General features: G+C 57.5%; 29 protein-coding genes. 7 read left to right on the top strand and 22 right to left on the bottom strand.

Annotation, left to right across the window (positions count from 1 at the left end; translation table 11 throughout):
* Positions 1–20 precede the first annotated feature (20 nt).
* From ADN01_RS03250 to ADN01_RS03260, 3 genes are read right to left on the bottom strand one after another with little or no spacing between them, the layout of a single operon-like run.
* Positions 21–659: a DUF1641 domain-containing protein gene (locus ADN01_RS03250; protein ID WP_082142589.1), complete on the bottom strand. Its 639-nt coding sequence runs from the start codon at positions 657–659 to the stop codon at positions 21–23.
* A complete protein-coding gene (gene sqr, locus ADN01_RS03255; RefSeq protein ID WP_062416932.1) occupies positions 647–1879 on the bottom strand; it encodes a type III sulfide quinone reductase, selenoprotein subtype in 1233 nt (410 codons plus the stop codon). The genes ADN01_RS03250 and sqr overlap by 13 nt, the downstream gene beginning before the upstream one ends.
* A 3-nt stretch (positions 1880–1882) precedes the next feature.
* A complete protein-coding gene (locus ADN01_RS03260) occupies positions 1883–2635 on the bottom strand; it encodes a PocR ligand-binding domain-containing protein (RefSeq protein WP_062416931.1) in 753 nt (250 codons plus the stop codon).
* Between the two features lie 426 nt (positions 2636–3061).
* Here ADN01_RS03260 and ADN01_RS03265 point away from each other — a divergent pair, with 426 nt between their 5' ends.
* Positions 3062–3478: an META domain-containing protein gene (locus tag ADN01_RS03265; RefSeq protein ID WP_062416930.1), complete on the top strand. Its 417-nt coding sequence runs from the start codon at positions 3062–3064 to the stop codon at positions 3476–3478.
* Positions 3479–3515: 37 nt separating this feature from the next.
* Here the strand turns inward: ADN01_RS03265 and ADN01_RS20185 are convergent, their stop codons facing one another.
* From ADN01_RS20185 to ADN01_RS03295, 6 genes are all read right to left on the bottom strand, one after another.
* Positions 3516–3929, bottom strand: coding sequence for a hypothetical protein (locus ADN01_RS20185; RefSeq protein ID WP_147238959.1), 414 nt, complete (start codon positions 3927–3929; stop codon positions 3516–3518).
* A 9-nt stretch (positions 3930–3938) separates the two neighbouring features.
* Complete coding sequence (locus tag ADN01_RS03275) at positions 3939–4466, bottom strand: DUF4405 domain-containing protein (RefSeq protein ID WP_062416928.1); 528 nt, start codon at positions 4464–4466, stop codon at positions 3939–3941.
* A gap of 221 nt (positions 4467–4687) precedes the next feature.
* Entirely contained in the window at positions 4688–6169 is a 1482-nt protein-coding gene (gene gatA, locus ADN01_RS03280) for an Asp-tRNA(Asn)/Glu-tRNA(Gln) amidotransferase subunit GatA (RefSeq protein ID WP_062416927.1), read from the bottom strand.
* Between the two features lie 7 nt (positions 6170–6176).
* Positions 6177–6464 carry an Asp-tRNA(Asn)/Glu-tRNA(Gln) amidotransferase subunit GatC gene (gatC, locus tag ADN01_RS03285; RefSeq protein ID WP_062416926.1) on the bottom strand — a complete coding sequence of 96 codons (288 nt, stop codon included), beginning with the start codon at positions 6462–6464 and terminating at the stop codon, positions 6177–6179.
* A 75-nt stretch (positions 6465–6539) separates the two neighbouring features.
* On the bottom strand, positions 6540–6965 hold the full coding sequence (locus tag ADN01_RS03290; protein ID WP_062416925.1) for an acyl-CoA thioesterase: 426 nt from the start codon (positions 6963–6965) through the stop codon (positions 6540–6542).
* A gap of 156 nt (positions 6966–7121) precedes the next feature.
* Positions 7122–8312 (bottom strand): HlyD family secretion protein, encoded by a 1191-nt coding sequence (locus tag ADN01_RS03295; RefSeq protein WP_062416924.1) that lies wholly within the window; start codon positions 8310–8312, stop codon positions 7122–7124.
* 251 nt (positions 8313–8563) lie between these two features.
* On the opposite strand from ADN01_RS03295, the gene ADN01_RS03300 reads away from it, so the two are divergent.
* Entirely contained in the window at positions 8564–9073 is a 510-nt protein-coding gene (locus tag ADN01_RS03300; RefSeq protein ID WP_062416923.1) for a nitroreductase family protein, read from the top strand.
* Positions 9074–9156: 83 nt separating this feature from the next.
* Here ADN01_RS03300 and ADN01_RS03305 read toward each other — a convergent pair whose 3' ends face one another.
* Genes ADN01_RS03305 through ADN01_RS03315 form a run of 3 tightly spaced genes read right to left on the bottom strand, consistent with a single transcriptional unit; the run spans position 9157 to position 12422 of the window.
* Positions 9157–10254, bottom strand: coding sequence for a baeRF10 domain-containing protein (locus tag ADN01_RS03305; RefSeq protein ID WP_062416922.1), 1098 nt, complete (start codon positions 10252–10254; stop codon positions 9157–9159).
* 39 nt (positions 10255–10293) lie between these two features.
* Positions 10294–11460: a S1C family serine protease gene (locus tag ADN01_RS03310; RefSeq protein WP_062416921.1), complete on the bottom strand. Its 1167-nt coding sequence runs from the start codon at positions 11458–11460 to the stop codon at positions 10294–10296.
* Between the two features lie 35 nt (positions 11461–11495).
* Positions 11496–12422 (bottom strand): DnaJ C-terminal domain-containing protein, encoded by a 927-nt coding sequence (locus tag ADN01_RS03315; RefSeq protein ID WP_062416920.1) that lies wholly within the window; start codon positions 12420–12422, stop codon positions 11496–11498.
* A gap of 143 nt (positions 12423–12565) precedes the next feature.
* Between ADN01_RS03315 and ADN01_RS03320 the strand changes: the two genes are divergently transcribed.
* Together ADN01_RS03320 and ADN01_RS03325 are read left to right on the top strand one after the other, a co-directional pair.
* Positions 12566–14212 carry an ATP-binding protein gene (locus tag ADN01_RS03320; RefSeq protein ID WP_062416919.1) on the top strand — a complete coding sequence of 549 codons (1647 nt, stop codon included), beginning with the start codon at positions 12566–12568 and terminating at the stop codon, positions 14210–14212.
* Positions 14213–14227: 15 nt separating this feature from the next.
* Positions 14228–16201: an ATP-binding protein gene (locus ADN01_RS03325; RefSeq protein WP_062416918.1), complete on the top strand. Its 1974-nt coding sequence runs from the start codon at positions 14228–14230 to the stop codon at positions 16199–16201.
* Between the two features lie 201 nt (positions 16202–16402).
* On the opposite strand, the gene ADN01_RS03330 is transcribed toward ADN01_RS03325, so the two are convergent.
* From ADN01_RS03330 to ADN01_RS03365, 8 genes are all read right to left on the bottom strand, one after another.
* Complete coding sequence (locus ADN01_RS03330) at positions 16403–16741, bottom strand: GIY-YIG nuclease family protein (protein ID WP_330218292.1); 339 nt, start codon at positions 16739–16741, stop codon at positions 16403–16405.
* Between the two features lie 6 nt (positions 16742–16747).
* A complete protein-coding gene (locus ADN01_RS03335; RefSeq protein ID WP_062416916.1) occupies positions 16748–17230 on the bottom strand; it encodes a hypothetical protein in 483 nt (160 codons plus the stop codon).
* 134 nt (positions 17231–17364) lie between these two features.
* Positions 17365–18225 carry a nucleotidyl transferase AbiEii/AbiGii toxin family protein gene (locus ADN01_RS03340; RefSeq protein ID WP_062416915.1) on the bottom strand — a complete coding sequence of 287 codons (861 nt, stop codon included), beginning with the start codon at positions 18223–18225 and terminating at the stop codon, positions 17365–17367.
* A complete protein-coding gene (locus ADN01_RS03345) occupies positions 18226–19065 on the bottom strand; it encodes a type IV toxin-antitoxin system AbiEi family antitoxin domain-containing protein (protein WP_082142586.1) in 840 nt (279 codons plus the stop codon).
* A gap of 129 nt (positions 19066–19194) precedes the next feature.
* On the bottom strand, positions 19195–20226 hold the full coding sequence (locus ADN01_RS03350; RefSeq protein WP_075070917.1) for a restriction endonuclease: 1032 nt from the start codon (positions 20224–20226) through the stop codon (positions 19195–19197).
* 93 nt (positions 20227–20319) lie between these two features.
* Positions 20320–20694 (bottom strand): alternative ribosome rescue aminoacyl-tRNA hydrolase ArfB, encoded by a 375-nt coding sequence (gene arfB / locus ADN01_RS03355; RefSeq protein WP_082142585.1) that lies wholly within the window; start codon positions 20692–20694, stop codon positions 20320–20322.
* Between the two features lie 42 nt (positions 20695–20736).
* Entirely contained in the window at positions 20737–21162 is a 426-nt protein-coding gene (gene arfB / locus ADN01_RS03360; RefSeq protein WP_062416911.1) for an alternative ribosome rescue aminoacyl-tRNA hydrolase ArfB, read from the bottom strand.
* Positions 21163–21179: 17 nt separating this feature from the next.
* Positions 21180–22148: a tyrosine-type recombinase/integrase gene (locus ADN01_RS03365; RefSeq protein ID WP_062416910.1), complete on the bottom strand. Its 969-nt coding sequence runs from the start codon at positions 22146–22148 to the stop codon at positions 21180–21182.
* Here ADN01_RS03365 and ADN01_RS19580 point away from each other — a divergent pair.
* The 3 genes from ADN01_RS19580 to ADN01_RS03375 all read left to right on the top strand — a co-directional run bounded on the left by ADN01_RS19580 (position 22136) and on the right by ADN01_RS03375 (position 23262).
* A complete protein-coding gene (locus ADN01_RS19580) occupies positions 22136–22372 on the top strand; it encodes a hypothetical protein (RefSeq protein ID WP_062416909.1) in 237 nt (78 codons plus the stop codon). The two genes, ADN01_RS03365 and ADN01_RS19580, sit on opposite strands and share 13 nt — an antisense overlap.
* 204 nt (positions 22373–22576) lie before the next feature.
* On the top strand, positions 22577–22804 hold the full coding sequence (locus tag ADN01_RS03370; RefSeq protein WP_062416908.1) for a hypothetical protein: 228 nt from the start codon (positions 22577–22579) through the stop codon (positions 22802–22804).
* Between the two features lie 2 nt (positions 22805–22806).
* Positions 22807–23262: a hypothetical protein gene (locus ADN01_RS03375; protein WP_062416907.1), complete on the top strand. Its 456-nt coding sequence runs from the start codon at positions 22807–22809 to the stop codon at positions 23260–23262.
* 79 nt (positions 23263–23341) lie between these two features.
* Here the strand turns inward: ADN01_RS03375 and ADN01_RS03380 are convergent, their stop codons facing one another.
* Both ADN01_RS03380 and ADN01_RS03385 read right to left on the bottom strand, forming a co-directional pair.
* Positions 23342–23677 carry a type II toxin-antitoxin system HicB family antitoxin gene (locus ADN01_RS03380; RefSeq protein WP_062416906.1) on the bottom strand — a complete coding sequence of 112 codons (336 nt, stop codon included), beginning with the start codon at positions 23675–23677 and terminating at the stop codon, positions 23342–23344.
* Complete coding sequence (locus tag ADN01_RS03385) at positions 23664–23966, bottom strand: hypothetical protein (protein ID WP_201778623.1); 303 nt, start codon at positions 23964–23966, stop codon at positions 23664–23666. Before ADN01_RS03385 ends, ADN01_RS03380 begins: the two co-directional genes overlap by 14 nt.
* Between the last annotated feature and the right edge of the window lie 49 nt (positions 23967–24015).

Genomic DNA, 24015 nt, shown 5'->3' on the forward strand with positions numbered 1-24015 from the left:
ATGGTTGATGAATTCACGGATTAAGCGGGGCGAGTGGATGCCCCTAAAGCCTTCAGCGCGCGCAGCGCCAGCGCCAGCCCGCTGCGCACCGCCGGGTCATTCATCTGCCCCAGCAGGCCCAGCAGCGAAGGGGGTTGGGCGGGGGGAGCCGCCTTGACCGCCTGCAGCACCGGAACCAGCGTGCCGCCCAGGCGTTTCAGGTCGTCTTCGGTCAGCGTCCCGGCCACCTGATCGGCCAGGTGAGCGCCCCCACGCACCAGGCCAAAATAGCCCTTGGTTTCCAAATCACCGGTCACTTCTGTGACCTTGTCCATACCCTCGCGCACCACCGGCCCCACGGTATCCAGCAGGTCGGTGACCGCGTCAATGTTATCCAGCAGCATTTCCAACTGGGGGGTGTGCTGGATGATCTTCTTGAGAATGCGCACCAGGTCTTCGGGGTTGAGGTATTCCTGCACCTCTTCCATCTCATCCGAGGCCAGACGCATCACGTCTTTGGCCACGGGCATGGCTGTTTCCAACAGTTCCTCGCGCGATTCGCGTTCCAGGGCGTTCAGTCGCGCCTGCTCAGATAAATAGGCCACCTGCGCGGTGAGCGCGTCCAATTTTTGGTTGAGTTCAGTCCACTGCGGATCCATCATGCCTCCTAGGCTTTCCATTTACCCGCCATGGTCATGGTGGGCGGGAAAGGCAGTTCCTGACCCTTGAGGAGGATATTCCAGTACATCCAGCGGAACATCAGCTTGCCCCAGTGGTTGGCTTCGGATTCTTCCAGAAGGGTGAAGGGGCCCACCCCCGGCAGGGGATAACGCCCGGGCAGCGGTTCCTGGGTGTAATTGAAGTCAATCAGCAGGCCCTTGCCAAAACCGGATTCCAGGAAGCAGTTGGCGTGGCCGTCAAAATTTTCCACCAGCTTTTGGCCCGAGGTGTAGCGGATGAAATTCTCGCCGAACAGGTCAATGGCGTAGTGGGTCACCGAACCCGCTTTCGAAGCGGGCGCGTTGGAGGCGTCGCCCAGGACGAAAATGTTGTCGAATTTATCCGAGAGGAAGGTGTATTTGTTGACTGGCGAATAATTCAGCTCATCGCCCAGACCGGATTTGCCCACCACCTCGGCGCCCTTGTTGAGCGGGATGGTCACCAGCAGGTCAAAGGGCACTTCGCGCTCATCGTAAGAAACGATCTTCTTCTCATCCGGGTCAGCGCGCTCGATGTAGAACTCTGGCTCCACATGGATGCCTTTCTGCACCAGCAGTTCACCCAGCATTTTGGAGGCCATGGGCTTGGTGAAGGCGCCCGGCAGGGGGGTGGCATACACCAGTTCCACGCGGTCGCGGATGCCGCGCTCGTGGAAGAACCAATCCGCCAGCATTAAAAATTCCAGCGGGGCCACCGGGCACTTGATGGGGTTTTCCACTACGTTCACCACCATGCGCCCACCTTCCCAGGTTTGCAGCTTCTTCCACAGTTCCACCGAGCCTTCAAACGAGTAGAAGGTGAAAATGGACTGGTTCCATTCGTGTTCGGCCAGGCCGGGGGTTTCTTCGGGGTGAATATCCGCACCGGTGGCGATGATCAAATAATCGTAGTCCAGGTACAGACCGCCCGTCAGCCGCACGCGGTTGTGCTCCGGCTCAATGATCTCAATTTCAGATTGGATCAGCTTAATCTGCGGGGGGATGAAATTACGCTTGGGCTTGATCACATCCTTTTTGGAATACACGCCAAAGGGGATGAACAAAAAGCCCGGCTGGTAATAATGCACGGGGTCTTGATCCACCAGGGTGATCTGCCATTCATCCATGTCCAACATGCGGTTCAAGCGGTTGGCCACCATCGTGCCCGCCGTACCGGCACCCAAGATCAGCAATTTTTTCATCGGTTACACTCCTTTGGATAACTGCGTGAGGTTCGCAATTTGCTTCAAACGTTCCATAAAACCGGTGCGTTCGCACAGGATGCTTTCCACCGCCCGCGAGGCCGTGAACGGCCAGGCTTCGGTGCGCACATGTTGATCCGGCGGGATGACGGCGATTTCTTCAGCAGCCGCGGCCAAATCGGACTGCAGGATGTCGTGCGCCTCGGCCAGGCGGCGGATGCGCTCGGCCTGCTCGCGGGGGTCGGAGGGCTGCCAGTAGAACTGGCCCGCCAGGAAAGCGCCCACCTGCTGGCCGCGGTCGGCGATGGGGGCGGCCACGTACTGCAATCCGGCGTGACAGGTGAAATATTTGCTGCCGGCCGCGCAGTTTTGAGCCACGTTTTCCCAGGAGGACTCACAGGCACGCCGCCCAGAGGGGGAGGCCAGGATCAACTGGCAGAAAGCGCACGGTCGGCTGACTTCGGTGACGGCTGCGCCGGAAGCGTCCACCACTACCGCGCTGATCTGCCCCACATCAGAGAACAAATCTTGGATGGTCTGCACGCAGTGGGTGGGGAAGGGACTTTCGGGATCTTGGTCGCTAGCGGCAGGCTGAGGGCTGCCCCCCACCATGCGTTCCACCTCGCTGCGCTGAAAGCGCCACTGCTGCCCGATCTTCACGCCTTTCAGGCGGCCGTCTTGCAGCATGCGGTAGACCGTGATCCGGTCTACTTTGAGGATGTTTTGAACCTGGCGGGAGGTGAGGAAGTCGTCCATATACTCTCTTTGCTATAACATTTAGCAACACTTAGATCATATCAACCTATAACATCTTATTACAGTGACAAATGTCATGGACGAATGTCATATTTGCGCAATTGTTCACAAATTCCCCCTACTCCTTTCAACGCAAAGGTCTGATCTGCAGATGACGCAGATTTCGCAGATCCATCCCCGTTCCCGCCCTGTTATCACGAACGCACTTGGCGCCCTTGGCGCCTTCGCGGTTCAAAAACAGGTTTTTCACCGCTAAGCAACGAAGGACGCTAAGAAGGCCATCTATGCGGTGCGTTCTATGAAGCTGAACGGCACCCTACCTCACTTGACCCGCTTGGGGCCTTGGCAGTTCGATTACATCGTGGGAACTTTCACCCCCGCCGCACCGTCCCAAATACAAAAACCCTTACCCATAGGAGCAACCCCATGCGAAAACAACTTGTGTTCAGAACCTGGATCGTGATGATCCTGCTGCTGGCGGCCTGCACGGCTGCCCCGGCAAACTCGCCCCTGGTGGGAACCTGGAGCCTGCAGTCCTTCGGCAGCGTTAGCGCGCCGCAAGCCGCCCTGCCCGAAATCAGCGCCAACCTGACCTTCAGCGACAAAGGCCAAGTCTCCGGCAGTATGGGCTGCAATTCCTTCGGCGGCGGCTACAGCCTGCGTGATTCCAAAATCGTCTTCGAGCCGCTCACTTCCACCCTGATGGCCTGCGAAGAAGCCGTCATGAATCAAGAAGCTGCTGTGCTGCAAATGCTGGCGGGAGAAGTGGAATACACCCTGGAAAACAACACCCTGACCCTACGCAGCGGGGATCAAATGCTGGTACTGCAAGCCCAGAAATGAGCGCTGTGCGGGTCAGGGTCAGATTCAAACGGGCTGCTCAGGCGCTGCGCGGTTTCCGTGCGGCGCGCCCGACCAATTTTTGAACCAGGATCACCCCCACCGCGACCCCCACCAAAACCACCAGAGTTTTACCCAGCTCCGGCAGGCCGCGCTCCAGCGACGCGGCTTCGTGAATGCCGCCGCCCAAACCGCGCCCGCCCCCGCCCAAGCCGCGCCCCGGGCCGCCCTGGCCGCGTCCTAAGGCGTTTGTCGAGCTTCCTTCCAGGCCTTCCACATGTGCGGTCCCTTCCAACGCAGCCCCCTCTGCTCCGCGCCCCTCTCCGCCATGTTCCCCTTCCACCGCAGCCAGGCGCGCCGCCGCAGCCGGAGACTGAGAGAGCCCATACACCCCCGCGGCGATCAGAGCGGCCGCCGCCAAAAGAATCATCAATCGATACAGTGTGCGTGCCATCGCTTCTCCTTATTCGTGGGTCGAAATCCGCACTGGCGCAGGGGCCGCGGGCGAGGTGTTAACCGACGCGCAGGCCGGGGTCTTAAGCAGACGTTTGCAGCCGTTGACAATCCAATTCCAATGCACAGCGATGTGCAGGGCGGCCAACCACAAGGTCAGGTCTGCGGCGGTGTGGTGCAGACCGCGCCAAAATTCCGTGTTCGAAAGGCGCAGCCCAAAGGCGGCCAGCACCACGCGTGATTCCATCACCCCGCTGAATATAATCAGCGTGAAGGACACGAACAGGGCCGCGCCCAAGAGATAATTCAGGCGCGAGGCCCACGACACACGGGCAAAGAAGCGGCGGGTCACCGCTGCGATCCACTGCCAATGCAGCAGCGTATGAATCAGCAGAGCGGCTCCAAAAGCCAGCCCTAGCCATTCATGCCAGGCCAGGCCGGTCAGGGCCGGCGCCCAGCTCACCAATAAGCCTGCCAGCAGCAGTACATCCCACAAGAGGAAAACGGTGGTGCGGCTTAATGTTCTTCGTGTTTTCATCCCATACTCCTGATCAACCATCCTAAACGGATTTGCAATCTCCAGCATCCAGTTTTTCAAGTGAATGCTGTACTTGAGTATAGGCAATACCTGTTTAGAAGTTGTTTAGAGGGAATAAAGAACTCTTGTGAAATTTGCCACTCGTGCGCTGAAAACAAAACGGCGCGCCTGAATTGGCGCGCCGTGCGGTCTATTTTCGTGCGGTCTATTTTTAAAGAAACTCAGCCAATCCACTGCGGTTTGCGCAAATGCCAATCGGTGGCCTGCTGATAGCAGTGCGCCGTGCGGAAGAGGGTGGCCTCGTCAAAATGCGCGCCCATCAACTGCATGCCCACCGGCAGACCCTGGGGATCAAAGCCCACCGGGAAGGCCAGACCCGGCACGCCCGCCAGATTGGCCGGCAGGGTGAACACATCTTCCAGATACATGGCCAGGGGGTCGTCAGTGTGTTCGCCGATGCGGAAGGCCGTGGTGGGGGCAATGGGCGCAGCGATGACATCCACCTGTTCAAAGGCAGTCTCGAAATCGCGCTTGATGAGGGTGCGCACCTTTTGCGCCTTGGCGTAGTACGCGTCGTAATATCCCGCCGAAAGGGCGTAGGTGCCCAGCATGATGCGGCGCTTGACCTCGGGGCCGAAACCCTGTCCGCGGGTGTTGAAGAACACATCCCAAAGGTTCTCCGCCTCGGGGCGCGGGCTAAAGCGCACGCCGTCATAACGCGCCAGGTTGGCCGAAGCCTCAGCCGGGGCCAGCAAATAGTACACCGGCAGGGCGTATTCGGTGTGCGGCAGGCTGACCTCGCGTACCTCGGCCCCCAAAAGCTCCAGCTGGCGGATGGCGGCGCGCACAGCCTCTTCCACCGCGGGCTGAATGCCCTGGATGAAATACTGCTTGGGTACACCCACGCGCAGCCCGCGCAGATCGCCCCCCTCCAGGCGGTATTCCGGCACGGGCAAATCCATGCTGGTGGCGTCCAGGTCGTCCTGACCCGCCATGTGCTGGAAGACCAGAGCGGTATCTTCGGCAGAGCGGGCCAAAACGCCCACTGTGTCTAAGGAGGAACCGTAAGCCACCAACCCATAGCGCGAGACGCGCCCGTAGGTGGGTTTAATGCCCGTCACGCCGCAGAATGAGGCGGGTTGACGCACACTGCCGCCCGTATCGGTGCCCATGGCTGCCAGCACCATGCGGGCCGCCACGGCAGCAGCGCTGCCGCCGGAGGAGCCGCCCGGAACCCGCTCCAGATCCCAGGGGTTATGGGTGAGCTGATAAGCCGAATTCTCGGTGGAGGAGCCCATCGCGAATTCATCCGTGTTGGTCTTGCCCACCACCACCACACCCGCCTGCAGCAAGCGCCGCACGGTGGTGGCGGTGTAGGGGGGCACAAAATTTTCCAAGATCTTAGAACCGCAGGTGCAGCGCACGCCCTCCAACGCCAGCAGATCCTTCACCGCGATGGGCAGCCCCAACAGCGGCGGAACCACGGCCTGCGGGTCGCGGCGGGCAGCGGCGTAGCGCGCATCGGCCTCATCCGCCTGGCGCAGGGCCATATCTGCGGTGCGGGTGAGAAAGGCCTGAACCGAGGGTTCTAACTGTTCCAGCGCGTCCAGGCTGGCCTGGGTCAGCTCACGGCTGGAGATTTCGCCGCTGCGCAGCTGGTGCAGGGCTTCTTTGATGGATAGGTCCAGTAAGGCGCGGCTCATCGGCGGGTCACTCCAACACGGGCGGAACGCGGAATTGGCGCTCTTCGCTTTGAGGAGCGTTGGCCAAAATCTGTTCCAGGGTCAAATCGGTGCGCGGTTCATCCCCGCGCAGCACACTGCGAGGGGGCAGCACGCTGGAGGTCGGCGGGATCTGGCTGGTATCCAGTTCCTGCAGACGGGCAGCGTATTCCAGAATGGCCGAAAGCTGCTGGCGGTAACGCTCTTTTTCCTCGTCGCTCAGCCGCAGCCGCGCCAGGTTGGCAATATGTTCAACTTCTTCCAGGGTCAGGCTCATGGCAGCTATTATAACAGATCGCGGGGTAAGATCCCGCGGCGCAGCGGTGATGGCACCGCCCACCGTCGGGCTGGGTTAACGTTTGTTTTCGTTCAAGCTGATCGCGCGGGCTTGCAAGGCCTGTTCTTCGGGCGTTTCGGCCTCAATCACAATGCCGTGCGGGCGTGATTTGCCCTCATCATCCACCGACACAAAGGTGATGAAGCCGTCCAGGATGAATTCCTGTTCCAGGGTCACTTTGATATAGGTCACCAGGCGGCTGCGGCCGGTGTACACCACCGAGCTGTGGTAGCACACAATCGCCCCCAGGGGCACAGGGCGGGTGAAGAGCATCCCGTGAATTTGCAGACAAAGGATGTTGGCCGGGGGGATCAGATGCGAGGCAGCGATAAAACCTGCCTCCACAAACCATTCGGCGCTGCGCCCCGCAAAGAGCGTGCCGTGGTGGTTAAGATCTTCGCTTTTGACCATGCGGTGGGTGTAAAACGTGCGCATTTTCATCTTGGACTTCCTTGATATAAAATCGGATGGGTGCGGGCTCCATTTCAGGCTGCCCGCACCCATCCGGTTCGTGGGAGTGCTCATTCCGGATGGAACCTCACCGCGCGGGGCAGCCTGTGTGCGCCTCGCACTGCAGAAGGTTCCATTGTACCCGCATCACTCCACCAGTTCAATATCCACGAAGGCAGTCATGCCCCAGCGCAGCCCGGCGGGAATTTCGATCAGCTTCACCACCACGGTGTAGTTCACGCCCGCACCCTCAGAGGCTTTGGGCGAAATGCGCACCACGCCGCCCTTCACACGCGCATCCGGCAGCGCGTCAAAGGTCACATCCGCCAGGTTGCCCTCGCGAATGCGGGCCACGTCAATTTCGCTCAAGTCGGTGGTTTCCACCTGCAAATTGTTGAGATCTGCGAGAATCAGCACCGGCTGCCCGGGGGCGATCCATTCCTGCGCGCGTACATTCAGGCGGCTGATGGAACCCGCAAAGGGAGCTTTGAGTTCCAGGTCGTCCAATGCCGATTGGGTGGCCTGCCGCTGGGCTTCGGCGTTCTTAATGCGCGCCTCGGCCAGGCTCAGCAGATCGGGGTCGGGGCCGTCTTTGAGCTTATCCAGCTCGCGCTGAGCAGCTTCCACCTCGGCCCGGGCCACTTCCAATTCCGCGTCAGCCTTGGCCACTTCAATGTCATCCGGCAGCGACAGCAGGTAATTCAGGTTGCGGGCGGCGCGGTCGCGCGCCTGTCGGGCGGCCGCCAATGCACTGAGCAGGGCAGCCCGTTCCAGGTCCTCTTCCGCACGGTCCTCCACAAAGCTGTAGGCATCTTCAGCTTTGTCCACCCGATCCTGCGCCACCAGCAAATCGGCGCGGGCGATGTCAATTTGTTCCTGGTTGCCCACGCGGTATTCTTTCCACCCGCGGCGTTTTTCTGCCGTATCAAACGCATCTTTGGCCTGCGCCAGCCGCAGTTGGGCTGCAGCCCGCGACTGTTCCCAGTTGTCGTTCAGCGTTTTCAGGTTCTGGTTGGCCGCCACCCACTCCACCTCGGCCCCTGCCAGCGCCGCGCGCAGCTGATCGCTGCCCTCCAGGCGCAGCAGCACCTGGTCTTTGCTTACCTGGTCACCCTCGTTCACCAGGAGTTCGGCAATGCGTCCTGAACCCGCCAGGCTGAGCGTGGCCCACTGCGCCGGCACCACCACACCCGTGGCGCTCACCACCGCGGGCAAATCCGCCGCGGGGGTCACATCGCTGGGCGTAGCTTGCGCCGCCGGTTGGCAGCCCGTCAGAACCAATGCCAAAACCAACAGCCCCCAGGGCAAAACGCGAAACGATCGCAGAACTTTTTTCATACTATGCCTCCACTCAGCGAAAAAATAATAGCAGTTTGGTTCAAACTGTGTGTCTACATTCTTTATACAAAGATATCTCATGACCCCACAAATTGCAAGCTGATGCCTAAGCCTTGCATACCCATTTATGAAAAGTGGCTCACAAAAACGCCGCGTTCCAGCCGGAAAGTTGCTGGCCTGCGCACGGGTTGCGTTTGCAGCAGTTGTGATACAATTTAATCATCCCCCGACTACAACTCAGGAGCCTAGGTATGGAATTAATTGAAGGATTGATGACCCGGCGCAGCATTCGTCATTTTACGCCCGACGCGGTGCCTGAGGAATTTGTGGAGACCGTCTTGCGGGCTGCCATGCAGGCTCCTTCGGCGGCAAACGCTCAGCCCTGGCATTATGTGGTCATCAACGACCGCCTGATGCTGGAAAAAGTGACCGAATTTCACCCCGCGGCCGAAAGTCTGCATGAAGCGCCCATGGCTATTTTGATCTGCGGCGATTCACAGCTGGAAAAACGGCCCGACCGGTGGATGCAGGATTGTTCCGCTGCCACGCAGAACATGCTCCTGGCAGCGCACGGGCTGGGTTTGGGCGCGGTTTGGCTGGGGATCCATCCCGACCCGATTCGCATTGATAACATGCGCCTGCTTTTGGGGCTGCCGAGCCATGTCCACCCGCTTTCGCTGGTGGCCATCGGCTATCCGGGGCGCGTTTTGGGGCGTGTGGACCGCTTCCGCCCAGAGCGCATTCATCACAACCGCTGGTAACAGCGTCCAGGCTGTGTACAACGAACGAGTCCGGCAAATTGCCGGACTCGTTTTTTTGAGAGGAAAGAGAGAAACCGATACCGTTAATAGCGCAGCTGTGCGGCGATCATCCCTACGGTTTCCAGGTGTGCGTTGGTGTGCACCACCTCCACACTGCCGCCGTGGCGCATCACCCGGTGAATGGCCAGGTTGACCACATCCACGACGGCCGCGGGCTTTTTGCCGCAGTTTTCACACGCTTTTTCATCCAAAACCAACATCTCGCAATCGCCGCATTCAAACCCCGACTGTTGAAAACCCTCGGCCACCACCAGGTTGAGCACGCGATCTTCATTGACGGCTTTCAGCGTGTCAGTCAGGCCGACCACGGCTAACCCGCCCTTGGCCGCGGCGGTCACCAGATCATTCACCAGTTGTTCCTCGCGCAGACGTTCGCTTTCCATGCCAATTTGCATGGCGCGTTCCTGCACCTCTGCGTGGCTGGCGGTCATGCTCATGGCAAAGGTGCCTTTCACCAGGCTCTGCCAGGCTTTGGGCAGGGCCGCGCGGAAGAGGGCCGTGTTAGCGTCGGTGCCGCCGATGAGCACGCGGCGCACGTGGTTTTCTTCAAAGAAACGGCTGGCAAATTCGGCCGATTCCTTGATGTTGCGATCCACGGTCTCTTCCATGGCGCGCGTGCGCCCGGCAACGCCCCCCCGCCGCCCCGCCACGGTGGAGGCTCCCCCGCGCTTGACGTGCTTCACCGCCTCGCCCATCACGCCTTCCTGCTCGCGCAGTTCGCCCAGATGGAAGAAGAACAGGCGCGCCCCTTGTTGGTCTACCAGGGCCACGCCGTAACCGCCGTAATTGTCCAGCAGATCGGTGATGGGTTTCAGCGCCGGGCGGTCGGAAACGTTCACACGATCGCTGACCGGCAAGGCCAAAGGATAGGCCCGTAAGAAACCAGCCTCAGCGCACGAAAACACCGCCACGCCGCGGCCAGTTCCGTCATATTCCTGCATAAAGAAACGCTCAATTGCTTCCACATCCTGCGGCAGCTTGACCTCTTTCAAGAGGGTGCGCATGCGCAGCTTGTAGGAATCCGCGTTCCCTTTTGAAGGCTCGGTGTTCAGGTAGAGCGTAACCATTTGGGTTTTCGCCTTAAATTCCAAGAGCTCCCGCAGGTTGCTTTCCGTCAACATGGAAACCTCCTTCACAAATTGTTGAATGGGCCGAAACAGCTAAGACCGCTTGTCTAACGTGATTTTCACCTCCTGTTCCTTATTATCGCGCACAATGGTCAACGTGATGGTCTCGCCGGGGCTTTTGCTGGTCATCAAATAACTCAGCAAATCGCCAAACACGCGCACCGGCCGGCCGTCCACAGCGATGATCAGATCGCCGCCCTTGGATAAACCGGCCATGTTGGTGGCGGTTGTGCCGCCGCGCAGCCCGGCCTTATCCGCTGGGCCGCCAGGAACCACTTCCACAATATAGGCGCCGGTGGAATACTTTAGCCCCAGGGCTTCCTGAGCGATCAGGCTCAGTTCCGGCATGGCGGAAATCCCCAGGTAGGGATAGTCGTATTTCTTCTCCACAATCAGCACCGGCAGCACCCGCCGCATGATATTGCTGGAGATGGCAAAGCCGATGCCGCTGTTGACCGGCTCGCCGTCGGTGGTCATGCCGGTGGTGCGGATGGCGCGGTTGAGGCCGATGACCTCACCCCGCAGGTTGAGCAGCGGGCCGCCGGAGTTTCCGGGGTTGATGGAAGCGTCCGTCTGGATGATATCGCCCGCGGAGAAAAACGCGCCTTCTCCCGACGTACGCATGGAATCCAGGGTGCGTCCCTTGGCCGAGATGATCCCCAGGGTCATGGTGCCCGACAGGCCAAAGGGGTTGCCGATGGCCACCACGGGCTGACCCACCTGCAGTTGGTCGCTGTCGCCCAGGGGCAGGGGAACCAGTTGGTCGGCGGGGGCATCCACCTTAATCACCGCCAGGTCTGAGTCCAGATCCGTCGCCAGCACGGTGCCGCGTACCTTGAAACCGGTGGGGAAATCCACCTCTAAATCGGTAGCGCCTTCCACCACGTGATAATTGGTGACGATATGGCCTTCTTTGTCATACACAAAGCCAGACCCCAGACCGCTGCCGGGTTGGGTCAGCACCTGAATAGACACCACCCCCGGGCTGGCGCGCTGGTACAGGTCTACCAGGTTGTTGCCCATGTCGGTCACATCCCCCTGAAAAGCGGGGGGCAGGTTGACCGCGGTGGGAATCAGCACCGGCGTGGGCGCGTTGGAAGACTGCGAATCTTGCATGGATGTTCGCGGGAAGGTAAACCCGCAAGCCAGGGTGGTCAGCGCCAGCACAGTCACTGCGAAAAGAAGGGAAAGCTTTTTCATGTTTCACCTGCACTTTCAACAAATAATCGGAGCGGTCAGCCCACCTGGGACTGCCGCAGTTTTTCAAACAGGCCGCGCTGTTCTGCGGTTAAATTTTTCGGCAGCGTGACTTTGGCACGCACAAACAAATCGCCAAATTGATCCGGCTGGCGCAGTTTGGGCATGCCGCGGCCCGCCAGGCGGAAGGTCTGGCCGGGCTGGGTTCCGGCGGGGATGGTGAGCACCACACTGCCGCCCAGGGTGTTCACATTCACCTGCCCGCCCAACACCGCGGTGTATAAATCCACGGCGGCCTCGGTGTACAGGTCGTCGCCGCGCCGCTCAAAGCGCGGATCTTCAGCCACTTCAATTTTGAGGTACACATCCGCGTTCTGGCCGTTGGGGCCGCCCACGGCTGCCCCAGCCATGCGCACTTTCGTGCCGGTCTGGGCCCCGCGCGGGATTTTGACCTCCAGGCGGCGGCTGTCCACCTGCAGGGTACGCGCCGTGCCGTGATAGGCCTCTTCCAGGCTGATGCGCGCCACGGCCTCCACACGGCTGGGGCGCTGCTGGGCTGCCCGCCGCGGGCCGCTGGAGCCCAGTCCGCCGAAGATCATGTTGAAGAAATCCGAAAAGTCGGCCTGGCCAAAGATATCTTCCACCCGGCCGGTGCTGGTGCGCGCGCCGCCGCGCCCAAAACCCGTCTGCGTAAACCAGTCCTCCCAGTTAAAATTACCGGGGCTGCCGGTTTGCTGCCAGCGGGAATAATCCGCGCCGAGCTGATCATAGCGGCTGCGTTTTTGGGCGTCGCTGAGGACTTCATGAGCTTCGTTAATTTCTTTAAACTTATCCTCAGCCGCCTTATCGCCAGGGTTGCGGTCCGGATGGTACTGCATGGCGAGTTTACGGTACGCGCGCTTGATGTCTTCGGGGGTCGCGCTGCGTTCTACGCCTAAAATTTTGTAATAATCCTTATAGTCCATACGTACTCCGTATTTTGATTGTATGCCGATGTTTGCACCAGAGTCAAGAAGGGGCACAGGCTTTCTTATGGAACTCTAACGATCCGCATAAAATTCCTTAACATTTTCACCCCAATTTATTCCATCCGTGCTATCATTATTGAATGACCACTCCCACCCCGGAACGAATCCTGATTGTTGAGAACGACACCATCATCAGTGATCTGCTCTCCCGCCAGGCGTTAAAGTCGGCCGGGTATCAGACCTATGTGGCGCCCGATTCGTCCACGGCCATTGCCCGCGCTGTCCAGCTTTCGCCGGACGTCATCATCGTGGATCTGTCCATCCCAGGCCTGAGCGGAAAGGACCTGATGGTGGCCTTCAGCGCGCAAAATTCGCAGACCCCGCTGATCGTTTTAGCCCGCAAGGGCACTGAGCTGGACATCATCCAGGCCTTTCGCCTGGGCGCCACCGATTATTTGATCTGGCCGGTGCGCGAGGCGGAGGTCGTAGCGGTGGTGGAACGCGCCCTCAAACTGGTGCGCGAACGGCGGGAACGCGATCAGCTTTCGCACCAGTTGCAGCAGACCAACCAGGAACTGCAAGCCCGCGTGCGCGAACTGACCACCATCTTTTCCATCGGCAAGGCCGTCACCTCCATCACCGACCAGAGCCTGCTGTTTGAGCGCATTTTGGAAGGCGCCGCGCGCGTGACCCAAAGCGACATGGGCTGGATGCTGCTGCGCGACGAGGCTGGAAAGAATTTTGTGATGGTCGCCCAACGCGATCTGCCCGCCTCGGCCACCGCCTTCCTGAACCAGCCGTTTGACGACGGCATCAGCTCTCTGGTGGCCATGAGCGGTGAGCCGCTTTCCATTCACGGTGAACCCATCAAGCGCTTCCGCATCGCCTCCTTCGGCCAATCGGCACTGATTGTACCTATCAAGGTGCAGCGTCAAGTGATGGGCCTGCTGGTGGGCGTGCGCAAAGCCGCTGCTCCCTTTACCCCCAGCGAACAGCACCTCATGGAAGCCGTGGCCGATTACGCCTCGATCTCTTTGGTGAACGCGCGCCTGTTCCGCGAGGTAGAAGGCCGCGCTCGTTCGCTGCAAAGCCAATCCGAAAACGCCCAGGCGGGCGAGAAGATCACCAACGAGATTTTGCAGACGGCCAAAAAAGAACTGCGCCCGGCCGTGGATTTGGGCCAGCAAGCCCTGGAACGGCTGGCCAATGACCCCGGGGCGCGTTGGACGGCGGAGCAGCGCAAATCTCTCAGCACCTTGCAGGAACAAATGCAGCGCATGGGGCGCATCACCGAGGCCGTTCTGCCCATCTCCACCAGTCCCGGCCCAGCCCGCATCAAGATCGGCGATGTGATTCAACAGGCAGTCAAACACTGCCAGCCGTTTGCCCAGCAAAACGATGTCAGCTTGATTATGGAAGGCAGCGCCGCACAAACCGTGTACGCTTCGGCAGGGCAAATTGTGCAGGTGCTGATTGGCCTGCTCACCAATGCCATCAAATTTTCCAACCCCGGCGGACGGGTGACGGTGAGCGTAGATAAAGCCGCCGAAGGCCAGCTGCACATCGCTGTCACCGATGCCGGCCTCGGCGTGGATCCGGTTCATTTTGAACGGATTTTTGAAGGCAGCTACCAGCCCGATCGAACCCGCCCGGTGCGCTTTGGCGGGCTTGGCATTGGCCTGGGTCTGGCGCGTGAAATCATCACCCGGCACGGCGGCAAGCTGTGGGTGGAAAGCAAACCCGGTCAGGGCGCGGCCTTCCACCTGACTTTGCCCACAGTGCCCTAAAAAAGGCGTTCTCGCATGGGTATTCCGTCCAAAGAAACCATCCTCCTTGTCGTTTCAGACCGGCAGATCAGTTTTTTGCTGGAAAAGATCCTGGCTGCTGCCAATTTCCAGGTGATCAACGCGGTGGAACCCGCCTCAGTGCGCAGCGCCATTGTGCGCGATAAGCCTGCCCTGATCATTGTGGCAGAAAAAGTTGGCGAACTGGACGGTTTGACCCTGCTGGGAGATTTCATCAAAGATATCCCTGCTGCCCCCGTGCTGCTGCTGGTGAGCAAAGACACCCCCGAGCTGCTCAAGCGGGCCTTGCAGGCGGGCGTCAACGATTACCTGACCCTGCCCCTGCGCACCGAAGACCTGTTGGGGGCCGTGCAAAACAGCCTGTCGCGCGCCCACCAGCGCAAAGAATGGGTGCTGCTGGAATCCAAGCGCGCCTCGGCCAGTTTGCAGCGCCGTGTGGACGAGATGGAAACCCTGGCGCGCCTGGGACGCACCATCACCAGCTCGCTGGATTTGGACAGCGTGCTCACCGCGGTGGTAGAGGCGGCGGTCACCTGCCTGGGGGCCGAAGAAGGCAGTTTGATGCTGGTGGATGAAGAGACCGGCGAGCTGTATATGCGCGCCACTCGCAACGTGGACGACGCCTTTGCGCGCGCCTTCCGCATGCCCGTTCAAAACACCCTGCTGGGGTCGGTGCTGAGCACGGGAAAAGCGGTGCTGATTGACGAGAAGACCCCCCAAAAGATCAAAACCGCCTTCCTGGTGCACAGCCTCATCTACGTCCCCTTGCAGGTGAAGGGTCACGTTTTCGGTATCCTGGGGGTGGATAACCGCCTGGAGCGGCTGAGCTTCACCGACCGAGATGTGCGCCTGCTGGAAGCCATCGCCGAATACGCTGTGGTGGCCCTGGAAAACGCGCGCCGCTACACCAATACCTCAGAAGAGCTGAAGAAGCTGGAAACCGTGCTGCAGGGCATTCAAGACGGCGTGATCGTCACCGATCAAGACCGGCGCATTTTGCTGGTGAACCCGGTGGCCCGCGAGGCCTTTGGCTTGGAGCGCGACGCCGCGCTGAGCGGACGGCAGTTCCACGAAATTTTCCCCCAGGCAGAGATGCAAGCGCTGATTCAGACCAACACCGGCAGCCTCACCAACCGCGCCGAGATCAGCGTGGAAGATGGGCGCGTGTTCAGCGTGTTGGCCACCAGCATTTCGGGCCTGGGCAAGGCGCTGGCGCTGCACGACATCACCTATCTGAAGAAGATGGACAAGATCAAGAGCGACTTCGTCTCCACCGTCTCCCACGACCTGCGCTCCCCGCTGACCGCCATCATGGGCTACGTGGAGCTGATTGACCGCGTGGGGCCGGTGAACGAACGCCAGCGCGAATTTATCCGGCGGGTGCACGTCAACGTGATCAACATCACCAGCCTGATTGACGACCTGCTGAATCTGGGACACATTGAATCGGGCTTTGACTCGACCAAAGAGAGCGTCCACCTGGGTCAGTTGGTGGAATTTGCCATTGAGGGCTTCCGGCGCCAGATTGACATGAAGGATATGGAGCTGAAGGTGGAACTGCCCGCCAGCCTGCCGTCCATCCTGGCCAACCCGGTACAGATCCGCCAGATGGTGGACAAGATGCTCGACAACGCCATCAAGTACACCCCGCCAGGCGGCAGCGTGACGCTGCGCGGCGAGCAGGAGGGCGACCAGGTGATCTTGCAGGTGTGCGACAACGGCATCGGCGTGCCCGCTGTGGATCTGCCCTACATCTTCGACAAGTTCTACCGCGCCAGCAACCTGAGCGGCAATATCCCCGGCGCGGGGTTGGGGCTGGCCATCGTCAAATCCATTGTGGAGGCGCACCAGGGGCGCATTTGGGTGGATTCAACCCCCGGGCGCGGGACCACCTTTACGGTGGTGCTGCCCATCTCGCCGGTGACCGAGCTGCCCGCCGACCGCCTGCTGGACTCCCCCGACGCGGGGTAGGAAAAAATTCTGCATGTCACTGCGAGACCGGTGGGTTTCCGGTCGAAGCAGTCTCTACCCTGAGGGAAGGGGGTTTGCTCAGGTAGAGATCGCCACTCCCCCACAAACCGGGGGCTCGCGATGACATGGTTGGCGGTGAGATCGCTTCACTTCGTTCGCGATGACATAATTTTGCCATGACATACGATTTGCCGCTTCACGCTAATCGCCAACACCCTCTTCAAACAAATCCTTCCATTCTGGATTCATGCTGTTCACCAGATCAACCTTCTTTTGTCTCGACCCCGCCTTAATCTGTTTATCTCTAGAAATCGCCGTCTGAATATCACAGCCCGCTTCATAATAAACTAACTTTTTGATGTGATATCTGCAAGTGAACACGCCGCCTCGCCCTGACTTGTGTTCAAGCACCCGGCGCTGCAAGTCATTGGTTACCCCCGTGTATAACACCGCGTTGTTATAATTGGTCATAATGTAAACGAAGTAGTCATTCCTGGGCATCATTCCCCCAAAAAACGCACAATTCTCAAAAGACCACATCCATCTCTACCCCAGGCGGCGGCGAATCTCCGTCATGCGTCGCAGGCGCTGCGAACGGGCGCGGTTGAGGCGGATGGCGCTGTAGGTGGTGTATAAAAACACCCCCGCCCCCACCCACATCACCGCGGGGGCGAAGAAACGCCACAAACCCGCCTCCGGCGGAAAAATCAGTATCTGGCGGATCATAAAACCGATGAAAAACACCGCCAGGCTGCTGAACAGCACCCGGTTCTGGCCCTGCAATTGGCGCGAAAGCCCCTCCACCTCCACCGCCAGCACAGGCAGCAGGTTAGCCTCCTGCTGCCGCTGCAAAGCGCCGATCTGCGCCTGCATCTGGCTCAAGCGCGCAGCCATCTCCTCCAGATTTTCGCCCTGGTTCAAAATTTGCTCGCGCCCGCAGTGCGAACAGGCAAAATGTCCGCGCTGTGCCGCGGCTTCCAGCTTTCCCCCGCAGTGGGGGCAGGTCAGGGCGATCCAATCTGAGGTCATACTGATTCCTTTCAGGTGCTGTACTGATTTGATTTAACCACAGTTTGCGCAGGGTGTGTTCAGGATTTTCCCCATTGTTGTTTCCGGTGCGCCCCACCCAAGTTCAAATCGCCGTTAGTTCCATCGACACGATATTAATCCCACAATGATACGATGGAAGACCGCACCTGCAGTAACACTTCCTCTGCCCGAGGCACATCTGGTACAAATGGGAGAATCTGCTGTGTCCATTCCTGGCTGGCTACATTCAACAGATCTTCCGAAACGAAATCGCTCGGAGACTGATAGGTCACATTCCGGACAGCGCACTTCTCAGACAGCAAAGGGAGCATAGCAGGCGATAGAAGTGTAGGAGCCTGCAGCAGATTCCATAGGTCGTAATAGTCTCGGCAAACCCGGCTGGCGCCCCAGCCGCGCTCCTGCAAACGGGCCTTGCTCTGCAGCAAAGCCCGCAGTTTCTCCACAGTGATCTCTGCCAGCGAATATACTGGAACCTGCACAGCCATATGCTCAGCAAACCCATGCAGAATCGGATAAACGTTCACCGGAGTCAGGATGGGTTCATCCACCGTAATTTCCACTTTGAGTCGGCACAAGGCCTGACGTTGTTCGGGGAATTGCACTCGGACCACATACGCTTTTTGGCCGCCTGGGTGCGGCTGGTTCAAAACAAGGGGTTCCAGGTTGGCCTGAAACGGTCCGCGTTCATTCAACATCTCAGCCATCGTGCGCACAGCCGTTTCCATCCGTGCATTGACTTGTTGGATTGGTCCTAGGGTCCGCGTGGAGTAATCCAGATCTTCAGAAAAGCGATAATCCGCGAAGTAGAGTTTCTTGAGCGCCGTACCGCCTTTTAACACCAGGTGATTGCCCAGGCCGTCTGTTTGAGCAATGGCCGCCAGCAGATAACTCAAAGCATAGTCTTTTTCGACGATGTACTGCTGAACGTGTTTTTGTCGGCTGACCGACCGGATCATTTGGGGAACGCTGGGCATTTACGGCCTTTGCATGTTTTGGTTGATTTGCCAGGAAGGGTCCAATTGAGCGCTGCGCGGCTGATTCGGATCCAATAACACAATTCCGGTCACAGGGTAGGCTCGTAAAGGAAAGAGCAGGCTTACATCCACCCCCATTCTTTCCAACAGCCATCCCAGACGCTTAATCACCGCCCCAACATCATATCGCAGAGCATAGGCAACGAGCTGGTTCAGATTAATTTGAGACAGTGCGCCTTCCAGCAGTTCGCTCGCCGCGCGAATTCCGCCAAAAAGGTCTGGGCGAGCGATTAAATCCAAAACGGTTCGTTCTCGGTCGGTGATGTTCACCTGTGTCCAGGCGTTCACCCACTGCTTTTCAAATCCCCAAAAGCGCTCCTTCTTTACATAAATGAATTCAAATTCCAGGTCAAAGGCTCTCCATGAGGCGCGCCCTCTGGGGCGGTAGGCCTGACCTTGGCGCATTTCGGGGGTGATAACTTTGACGGGTGTTGAGGCCTGGATCATGAGTGGATTTTGGGTGGAGAAACCGTGATAAGCCAACGCAGACCAATGACTGATCGCCGCGGGGTTCACCAATGCATGGGCGATAGCAAACGGGGGAATGTCGCCCGAATACAGGGGGCTTTTGACCGCATAGGTTCCGCGCTTGAGAATTTCAATCCACCCCGAGCGAGCCAGCAAGCTGATCCGTTTTCGAACTTGCTGGGAGGTCAGCAGTTGGTGCTCTGATAGTGACAGGATCTGCTCCAGCGTGAAGATCGGACCAAACGCAGCCACGGCCCTTTCAAGCAGTTGGATTCCCTGAGAATTGGAATAAGAAGTCGTTGTCTCTGGCATAAAAATATTATACTTCGATAATACCCAATAAAGGCATTATCGAAGTAACCAATTTTCAGCAAACTTCTTTGGATGGGTATTTGGGTCGTTTATGGTTAGCAAGCGCCCTTTTACCGAGACTATTTCCCCCTACTCTTTAGATTTACGCAGTTTGCCAATCCTCTCGAATCTCCCGGTTTCCGGATCCTGATAATGCCAAAAATCCCAGCCATTCACCGACTTCCAGTCCACCGCCACGGCTTTTGCGGCCCCAGATGGGGTATCAAATTCCTGCCCATTCCACTGCACAATCCCTTTCGGAGTGAGCAGCTGTGCGAAATAGGTGTGATCTTTGTAACTGGCCTGAATGCTGATTGGAAAAGCAATTCTGGGTTGATCCGGTGTTTTTTCCTTCTTTGAACTTTTCACCGGGGGTTCAGTTTCAAGGAGGGTGACACCTAGCACCTCCGCCCAATACTCTCCGTCAATACTCGGCACGACATATTCTTCTTTTTTAACGCCCACATTATATTGAATCAATAAATCTACCAGTTGGCTGCCGTTGATCAGCCGGATGGGTGTTTTCCCGCTGGCCTGGGATTCCTCTTTCGCACTTGAAGAAAAATCGCTGGGGGTGATAATTAGCCCCTGTTCGGAATCCGCAACTTTTAGTGAGCCGCGCAAATCACGCACCACACCCGCGCCAACATTGCCGGTCCAACGTTTGGCTTGAATTGCAACTTTGACGACGCTCAGCGGATTCGAACGCAGCACACCGCGCACATCCACACCCTTGTCATTACTGTAAGGAGTGGTCTCCGTTTCTTCAAACCCCATTTGCTCTAAAAGAAGGCGAATCAGTTCTTCAAATTTCTGCGGCGGCATGTTCAACAGCTGTTTGCGCAGGTCCTTATGAATTTGAATTTGGATATTTTCAATCTGCTGCGGAATGGTGCCGTCAGCCGCCCCTTTTATCACAAAAGTGCCGCGCTCATCTCCGCGCCGAAAGCGTGAGTCTGGGTTGATGGTATCCGTATAGAGCATGGCGCCCATCGTAGCTTCAGGCGTACGGCCAAGAGTCTCCAGCAGTCCGGCTTCGATGGCTCTAGATGCGATCACTTTATAGTGCAGGGGCTGTCCGGCTTGCTTGAGGATTTCGAATGCGGCATCTTTGAATTGCACTTTGAACCTCCAGATTCATATTCCATAGGAAAGTTCAGGTACGCCAGGGATTTACGCTGCCAGATCTTCATTATAGGGGTACAAAAGCTGACCTTACTCCTCCCAATCCTCCCAATCACCAGGGTCCAGCTGACGCCAGCGCTTGGCCTCGGAACGGTGGGCCTTATCCTTCAGCCGGCTGCCGCCGGAGGGGCGCGTGGCCTTGCGCACCTTGGGCACCACGCTGGCCTGACGGATCAGCTCCACCAGGCGCTCCACGGCGTCCTGGCGGTTTTGCTCCTGGGTGCGGAAGCGGCGCGCTTCGATGAACAGCACGCCGTCTTCGGTCAGCCGGTTGCGGGCCAGTTTGGACAGGCGGTCTTTGATGTCTTCCGGCAGGCTGGCGGCGGTGATGTCGTAACGCAGCTGCACCGCCGTGGCGACCTTGTTCATGCCCTGGAGGACTGCCGGTACACTTCTCGCTATCATTTAGCTACCTGCGGGAGCCCAGTCCCAGGAGGAAAAAGAAGGTCACTCCCAATCTTCCGGGACATATCGCCGAATCCGCTTAGTTTCGCCATGTTTTTTCTTGTCGCCCACCCGAGCCGCTTTTGCAGTAACGCTCGGGCGGGTTGCTTTTCTTTCCTTGGGTTTTTCGAGGGCTTTTTGGATCCAGGTGATCAGGCGTTGGGTGGCATCGAAGCGATTTTGCTCCTGGGTGCGGTAGCGCTTGGCTTCGATGATCAAGATTCCATCCTCAGTGACGCGGCTGCCGGCCAGCTTGATCAGGCGTTCTTTGACTTCGGAAGCCAGTGAGGGGGAATTGCGAATATCAAAGCGAAGTTGAACTGAAGACGCGACCTTATTTACGTTCTGGCCACCAGGGCCAGACGCGCGGATGAAATCGAGTTGGATTTCGCTTTCATCAATTTTTAGGGTCGGGGTAACCTCAATCATGGGTTAAGTATATCAGTTCACTCAGAAATGGTCGCCGGAGAGAAACCCTTCGGTACATATTTATAAGTCACATCAATCCGGGCATGCCCAAGCAATACTGACACACATTTACGTGCCTCGCGCTCATCCATTCCCTGGGCTAGAAAATCCTGGTATTTATTCTGGGCAAAATTAGCCCGCAACCGATGAACCCCGCTGATCTCAATACCAAGGGCTTTGGTCGCATCTCGAACCGTTCGACGGAAACCAGCTCGCCAGGAAGCGCTTGGGGTAAACAGATATTGTTTGGAGTGGTTTAGCTGACTAAGCAAATCGTCTGGGATAGGAACAGGACGATATCGGCCACCTTTGCCAGTGATATGCAGCAGCTTATGTTCTACATCGATGTTCTCGCCTTTCAATCCAGCAATTTCATCTTCCCGTAGCCCACAGCGTAAAGCCAGTTCCGCCGGCAGAGCATAGACAGATTTTTTCGCTTTCAGATGGGAAACCACTCTTTCGGCATCTTCAGGTCTATATCCAAACCTTGGTGAACGCACATCACTATCGTCGCGAAATGCCTTTACCCAATCACGTAATTCTGGGGTAATCGGGCAAGGCTCTTTCGTCCAGCCGAGTTTGGTACAACCAAGATGAACTTTCTCTAGCGCTGCCAACAATTTGTTCGCCGTCCCAGGTGCCGCATCTGAGTAGTGCTCTTCAAAAGTTGTCATGATGATGTCTTGATCCAGAAGGTTGGCCAGCAAACCCTCATCGGCGATTTCTTCAGCGCATTTGAAGAATAAAGTAGCTGCCTGAAAATAAGTTCGACGGGTGCTGATGCCCAGAATGACCGGTAGGGGTTGGGTTGGATCTCCGCCTGGTCGCAGCGATTTCTTGACAGATGTCACTCCTTGCTCGGCCTGGTACTCTGCAATTTGTTCTTTATTCCAGGTTACTTTGGCCAGGGCATGATTGACCTGGTTGGATATGGATGCCAAAGACAATTTACACCTCCTCCGACGGCTTTGGATTGCGTTTCCAGCCGTTTCTAGTATTAAGGATTTTTTGTGCCGTTGAGCCTTTCGCCGAGATGATCTCGACGTACGAACAGGGTTTGCACTTCGCGATGCCTGCGACCCTGGGCGCTCTGCGCGGCATCTTCGGACTGGTGTTGATCTGTCATTTCGTGACAGACCGGCAAGCGCAGGACTTGCCTTCTTCCCCATGAATAACTCACGTTGAAAATAAATCTCACGATAGGGGAAACCAGCTCACGTTGAGAAACATGATTTTGTCTACGAAGAGACAATTTGTACTGTTACTAAACCACAAACCCACGATTTAGTTCAAGTACCCACTTTTCGGGAATTTACATCTTGTATTCGTAATACATTTGTATTACAATATTGATAACAACATACAGGAGAATAAAATGCCCAGGAAAAACTCGAGCACTAAACCAGTACGTTCTTTCCGCCTCAGTCTTGAGTGCGTGCGCCAGTTAAAAGATCTGTCTGGAACGATGGGGCGCAGCGAAGGAGACGTCGTTGAAATTTCAATTGACCGGATGTACCGGGAAGAACTGAGATTTGGAAACTTGATAGTGGCTGAGGGAAATAACTCTGAGGACAACTACGTCGTTGAAAAGAAAGAGGAATAAACATGGTTTCGGGATTTTTACACCTGGTATGGAAACTGATCTCAAATATCGTGCTTCTGATGGTCTGCGCTGGTATTGTGTTCATTGGATACAAAGCGAACCAGCCTATGGCAGTTGCCGGAGCGCCAGCGGGGATGACGTACGTTGAGTTCATGCAGGATCGGCTGGATGCGGCAAAAACCGTAAAGCCATCCCGTTGCGGATGGGGCATGATGTTGTCTTTAGCGGCGCTGGGACCAATTTATTCACTTGACTATACTTGGGTGGCAACCCATCCGGATGGTTATCTGGCGAAGGTCACGGCTCCAGACCCGGATATCCCTCAGAATGTGGCCGGGGCAAGTTGGTATAAAATCCCTGGAATCTGGTGGACAGTGGTCGAGCGATTGTCCTGGACAATGCTGGCAGAACATCACCCGGGATGTAATTTGGGTCTGGTGCAAGCGCGAAGTGATTAATACGATCGCAGTTGAAAGAGTTGGCGCATAAAAACAGCCGCGGTAGATTGTGCGGCTGTTTTTGTTGCTTGGTACTCTTTTAGCATCTTACCCTGCTGAGCTTGTCACTTGCCAACCGGTTCAGGCTAACGCCGGATTCTGCTGCTTCCATTACCAACTGTCGGTGGAGTTCAGGAGGGACTCGCACCATAAAGCGGCCGCTGTATTTTTTCACAGCCAGAGGTTCCGGAACCGGTTCGCCGCTCTTTTGCAAGTCAGCCACGACATCGGCAACCACCTGGCGGATTCCCTGGAGTGCCGCTTCGGGGTCGGCTGCCAACCAGCTCAGACTGGCGAACTCCGCGCACAGCCCAATATATTCGCCATCCTCTTCGGACCAGGTAACACGATAGGTGTAATGATCATTTTGTAACATTGTCTTGTACCTCCACATCCCCGTCGGGGGCTGTCAATCGTTCAATGGCTTTGAGCACTTGCTTCACCTGATAAGCTTTTGCCATTCCTCTGTCGTTTTGAATGTTTACTCGCGGATCTCCCGGCCAGGGTGTCTTGCCCCCACCCTGGGTGGGGGTTGTAGATCCTGTGGCTGCTGCCGGACTGTCGGGCCACACCAAAGAAATGGTCGTACCTTTACACAAATCGCCAAAACTTACCCCTTTTGGGTTTCGCCGCATGATAGCGAGAATGTCTTGGATGGATGGCATATCAATATGATACTACTATTGATATCATTGTTAAGAAATTTCATAACGA

The sequence above is a fragment of the Levilinea saccharolytica genome, assembly GCF_001306035.1.
GTDB classification, from domain to species: Bacteria; Chloroflexota; Anaerolineae; order Anaerolineales; family Anaerolineaceae; genus Levilinea; species Levilinea saccharolytica.

Coding starts and splice junctions, on each gene's coding strand:
- ADN01_RS03385 (WP_201778623.1), bottom strand. CDS start 23,966: ATGCCATCCATCCAAGACATTCTCGCTATCATGCGGCGAAACCCAAAA.
- ADN01_RS03310 (WP_062416921.1), bottom strand. CDS start 11,460: ATGAAAAAGCTTTCCCTTCTTTTCGCAGTGACTGTGCTGGCGCTGACC.
- ADN01_RS03345 (WP_082142586.1), bottom strand. CDS start 19,065: ATGCCAGAGACAACGACTTCTTATTCCAATTCTCAGGGAATCCAACTG.
- gatC (WP_062416926.1), bottom strand. CDS start 6,464: ATGAGCCTGACCCTGGAAGAAGTTGAACATATTGCCAACCTGGCGCGG.
- ADN01_RS20185 (WP_147238959.1), bottom strand. CDS start 3,929: ATGGCACGCACACTGTATCGATTGATGATTCTTTTGGCGGCGGCCGCT.
- gatA (WP_062416927.1), bottom strand. CDS start 6,169: ATGAGCCGCGCCTTACTGGACCTATCCATCAAAGAAGCCCTGCACCAG.
- arfB (WP_062416911.1), bottom strand. CDS start 21,162: ATGATTGAGGTTACCCCGACCCTAAAAATTGATGAAAGCGAAATCCAA.
- ADN01_RS19580 (WP_062416909.1), top strand. CDS start 22,136: ATGCCAAAGACAATTTACACCTCCTCCGACGGCTTTGGATTGCGTTTC.
- arfB (WP_082142585.1), bottom strand. CDS start 20,694: ATGATAGCGAGAAGTGTACCGGCAGTCCTCCAGGGCATGAACAAGGTC.
- ADN01_RS03265 (WP_062416930.1), top strand. CDS start 3,062: ATGCGAAAACAACTTGTGTTCAGAACCTGGATCGTGATGATCCTGCTG.
- ADN01_RS03315 (WP_062416920.1), bottom strand. CDS start 12,422: ATGGACTATAAGGATTATTACAAAATTTTAGGCGTAGAACGCAGCGCG.
- ADN01_RS03275 (WP_062416928.1), bottom strand. CDS start 4,466: ATGAAAACACGAAGAACATTAAGCCGCACCACCGTTTTCCTCTTGTGG.
- ADN01_RS03370 (WP_062416908.1), top strand. CDS start 22,577: ATGCCCAGGAAAAACTCGAGCACTAAACCAGTACGTTCTTTCCGCCTC.
- ADN01_RS03335 (WP_062416916.1), bottom strand. CDS start 17,230: ATGACCTCAGATTGGATCGCCCTGACCTGCCCCCACTGCGGGGGAAAG.
- ADN01_RS03330 (WP_330218292.1), bottom strand. CDS start 16,741: ATGTGGTCTTTTGAGAATTGTGCGTTTTTTGGGGGAATGATGCCCAGG.
- ADN01_RS03380 (WP_062416906.1), bottom strand. CDS start 23,677: ATGTTACAAAATGATCATTACACCTATCGTGTTACCTGGTCCGAAGAG.
- ADN01_RS03375 (WP_062416907.1), top strand. CDS start 22,807: ATGGTTTCGGGATTTTTACACCTGGTATGGAAACTGATCTCAAATATC.
- ADN01_RS03295 (WP_062416924.1), bottom strand. CDS start 8,312: ATGAAAAAAGTTCTGCGATCGTTTCGCGTTTTGCCCTGGGGGCTGTTG.
- sqr (WP_062416932.1), bottom strand. CDS start 1,879: ATGAAAAAATTGCTGATCTTGGGTGCCGGTACGGCGGGCACGATGGTG.
- ADN01_RS03300 (WP_062416923.1), top strand. CDS start 8,564: ATGGAATTAATTGAAGGATTGATGACCCGGCGCAGCATTCGTCATTTT.
- ADN01_RS03305 (WP_062416922.1), bottom strand. CDS start 10,254: ATGTTGACGGAAAGCAACCTGCGGGAGCTCTTGGAATTTAAGGCGAAA.
- ADN01_RS03320 (WP_062416919.1), top strand. CDS start 12,566: ATGACCACTCCCACCCCGGAACGAATCCTGATTGTTGAGAACGACACC.
- ADN01_RS03290 (WP_062416925.1), bottom strand. CDS start 6,965: ATGAAAATGCGCACGTTTTACACCCACCGCATGGTCAAAAGCGAAGAT.
- ADN01_RS03325 (WP_062416918.1), top strand. CDS start 14,228: ATGGGTATTCCGTCCAAAGAAACCATCCTCCTTGTCGTTTCAGACCGG.
- ADN01_RS03260 (WP_062416931.1), bottom strand. CDS start 2,635: ATGGACGACTTCCTCACCTCCCGCCAGGTTCAAAACATCCTCAAAGTA.
- ADN01_RS03340 (WP_062416915.1), bottom strand. CDS start 18,225: ATGCCCAGCGTTCCCCAAATGATCCGGTCGGTCAGCCGACAAAAACAC.
- ADN01_RS03250 (WP_082142589.1), bottom strand. CDS start 659: ATGGAAAGCCTAGGAGGCATGATGGATCCGCAGTGGACTGAACTCAAC.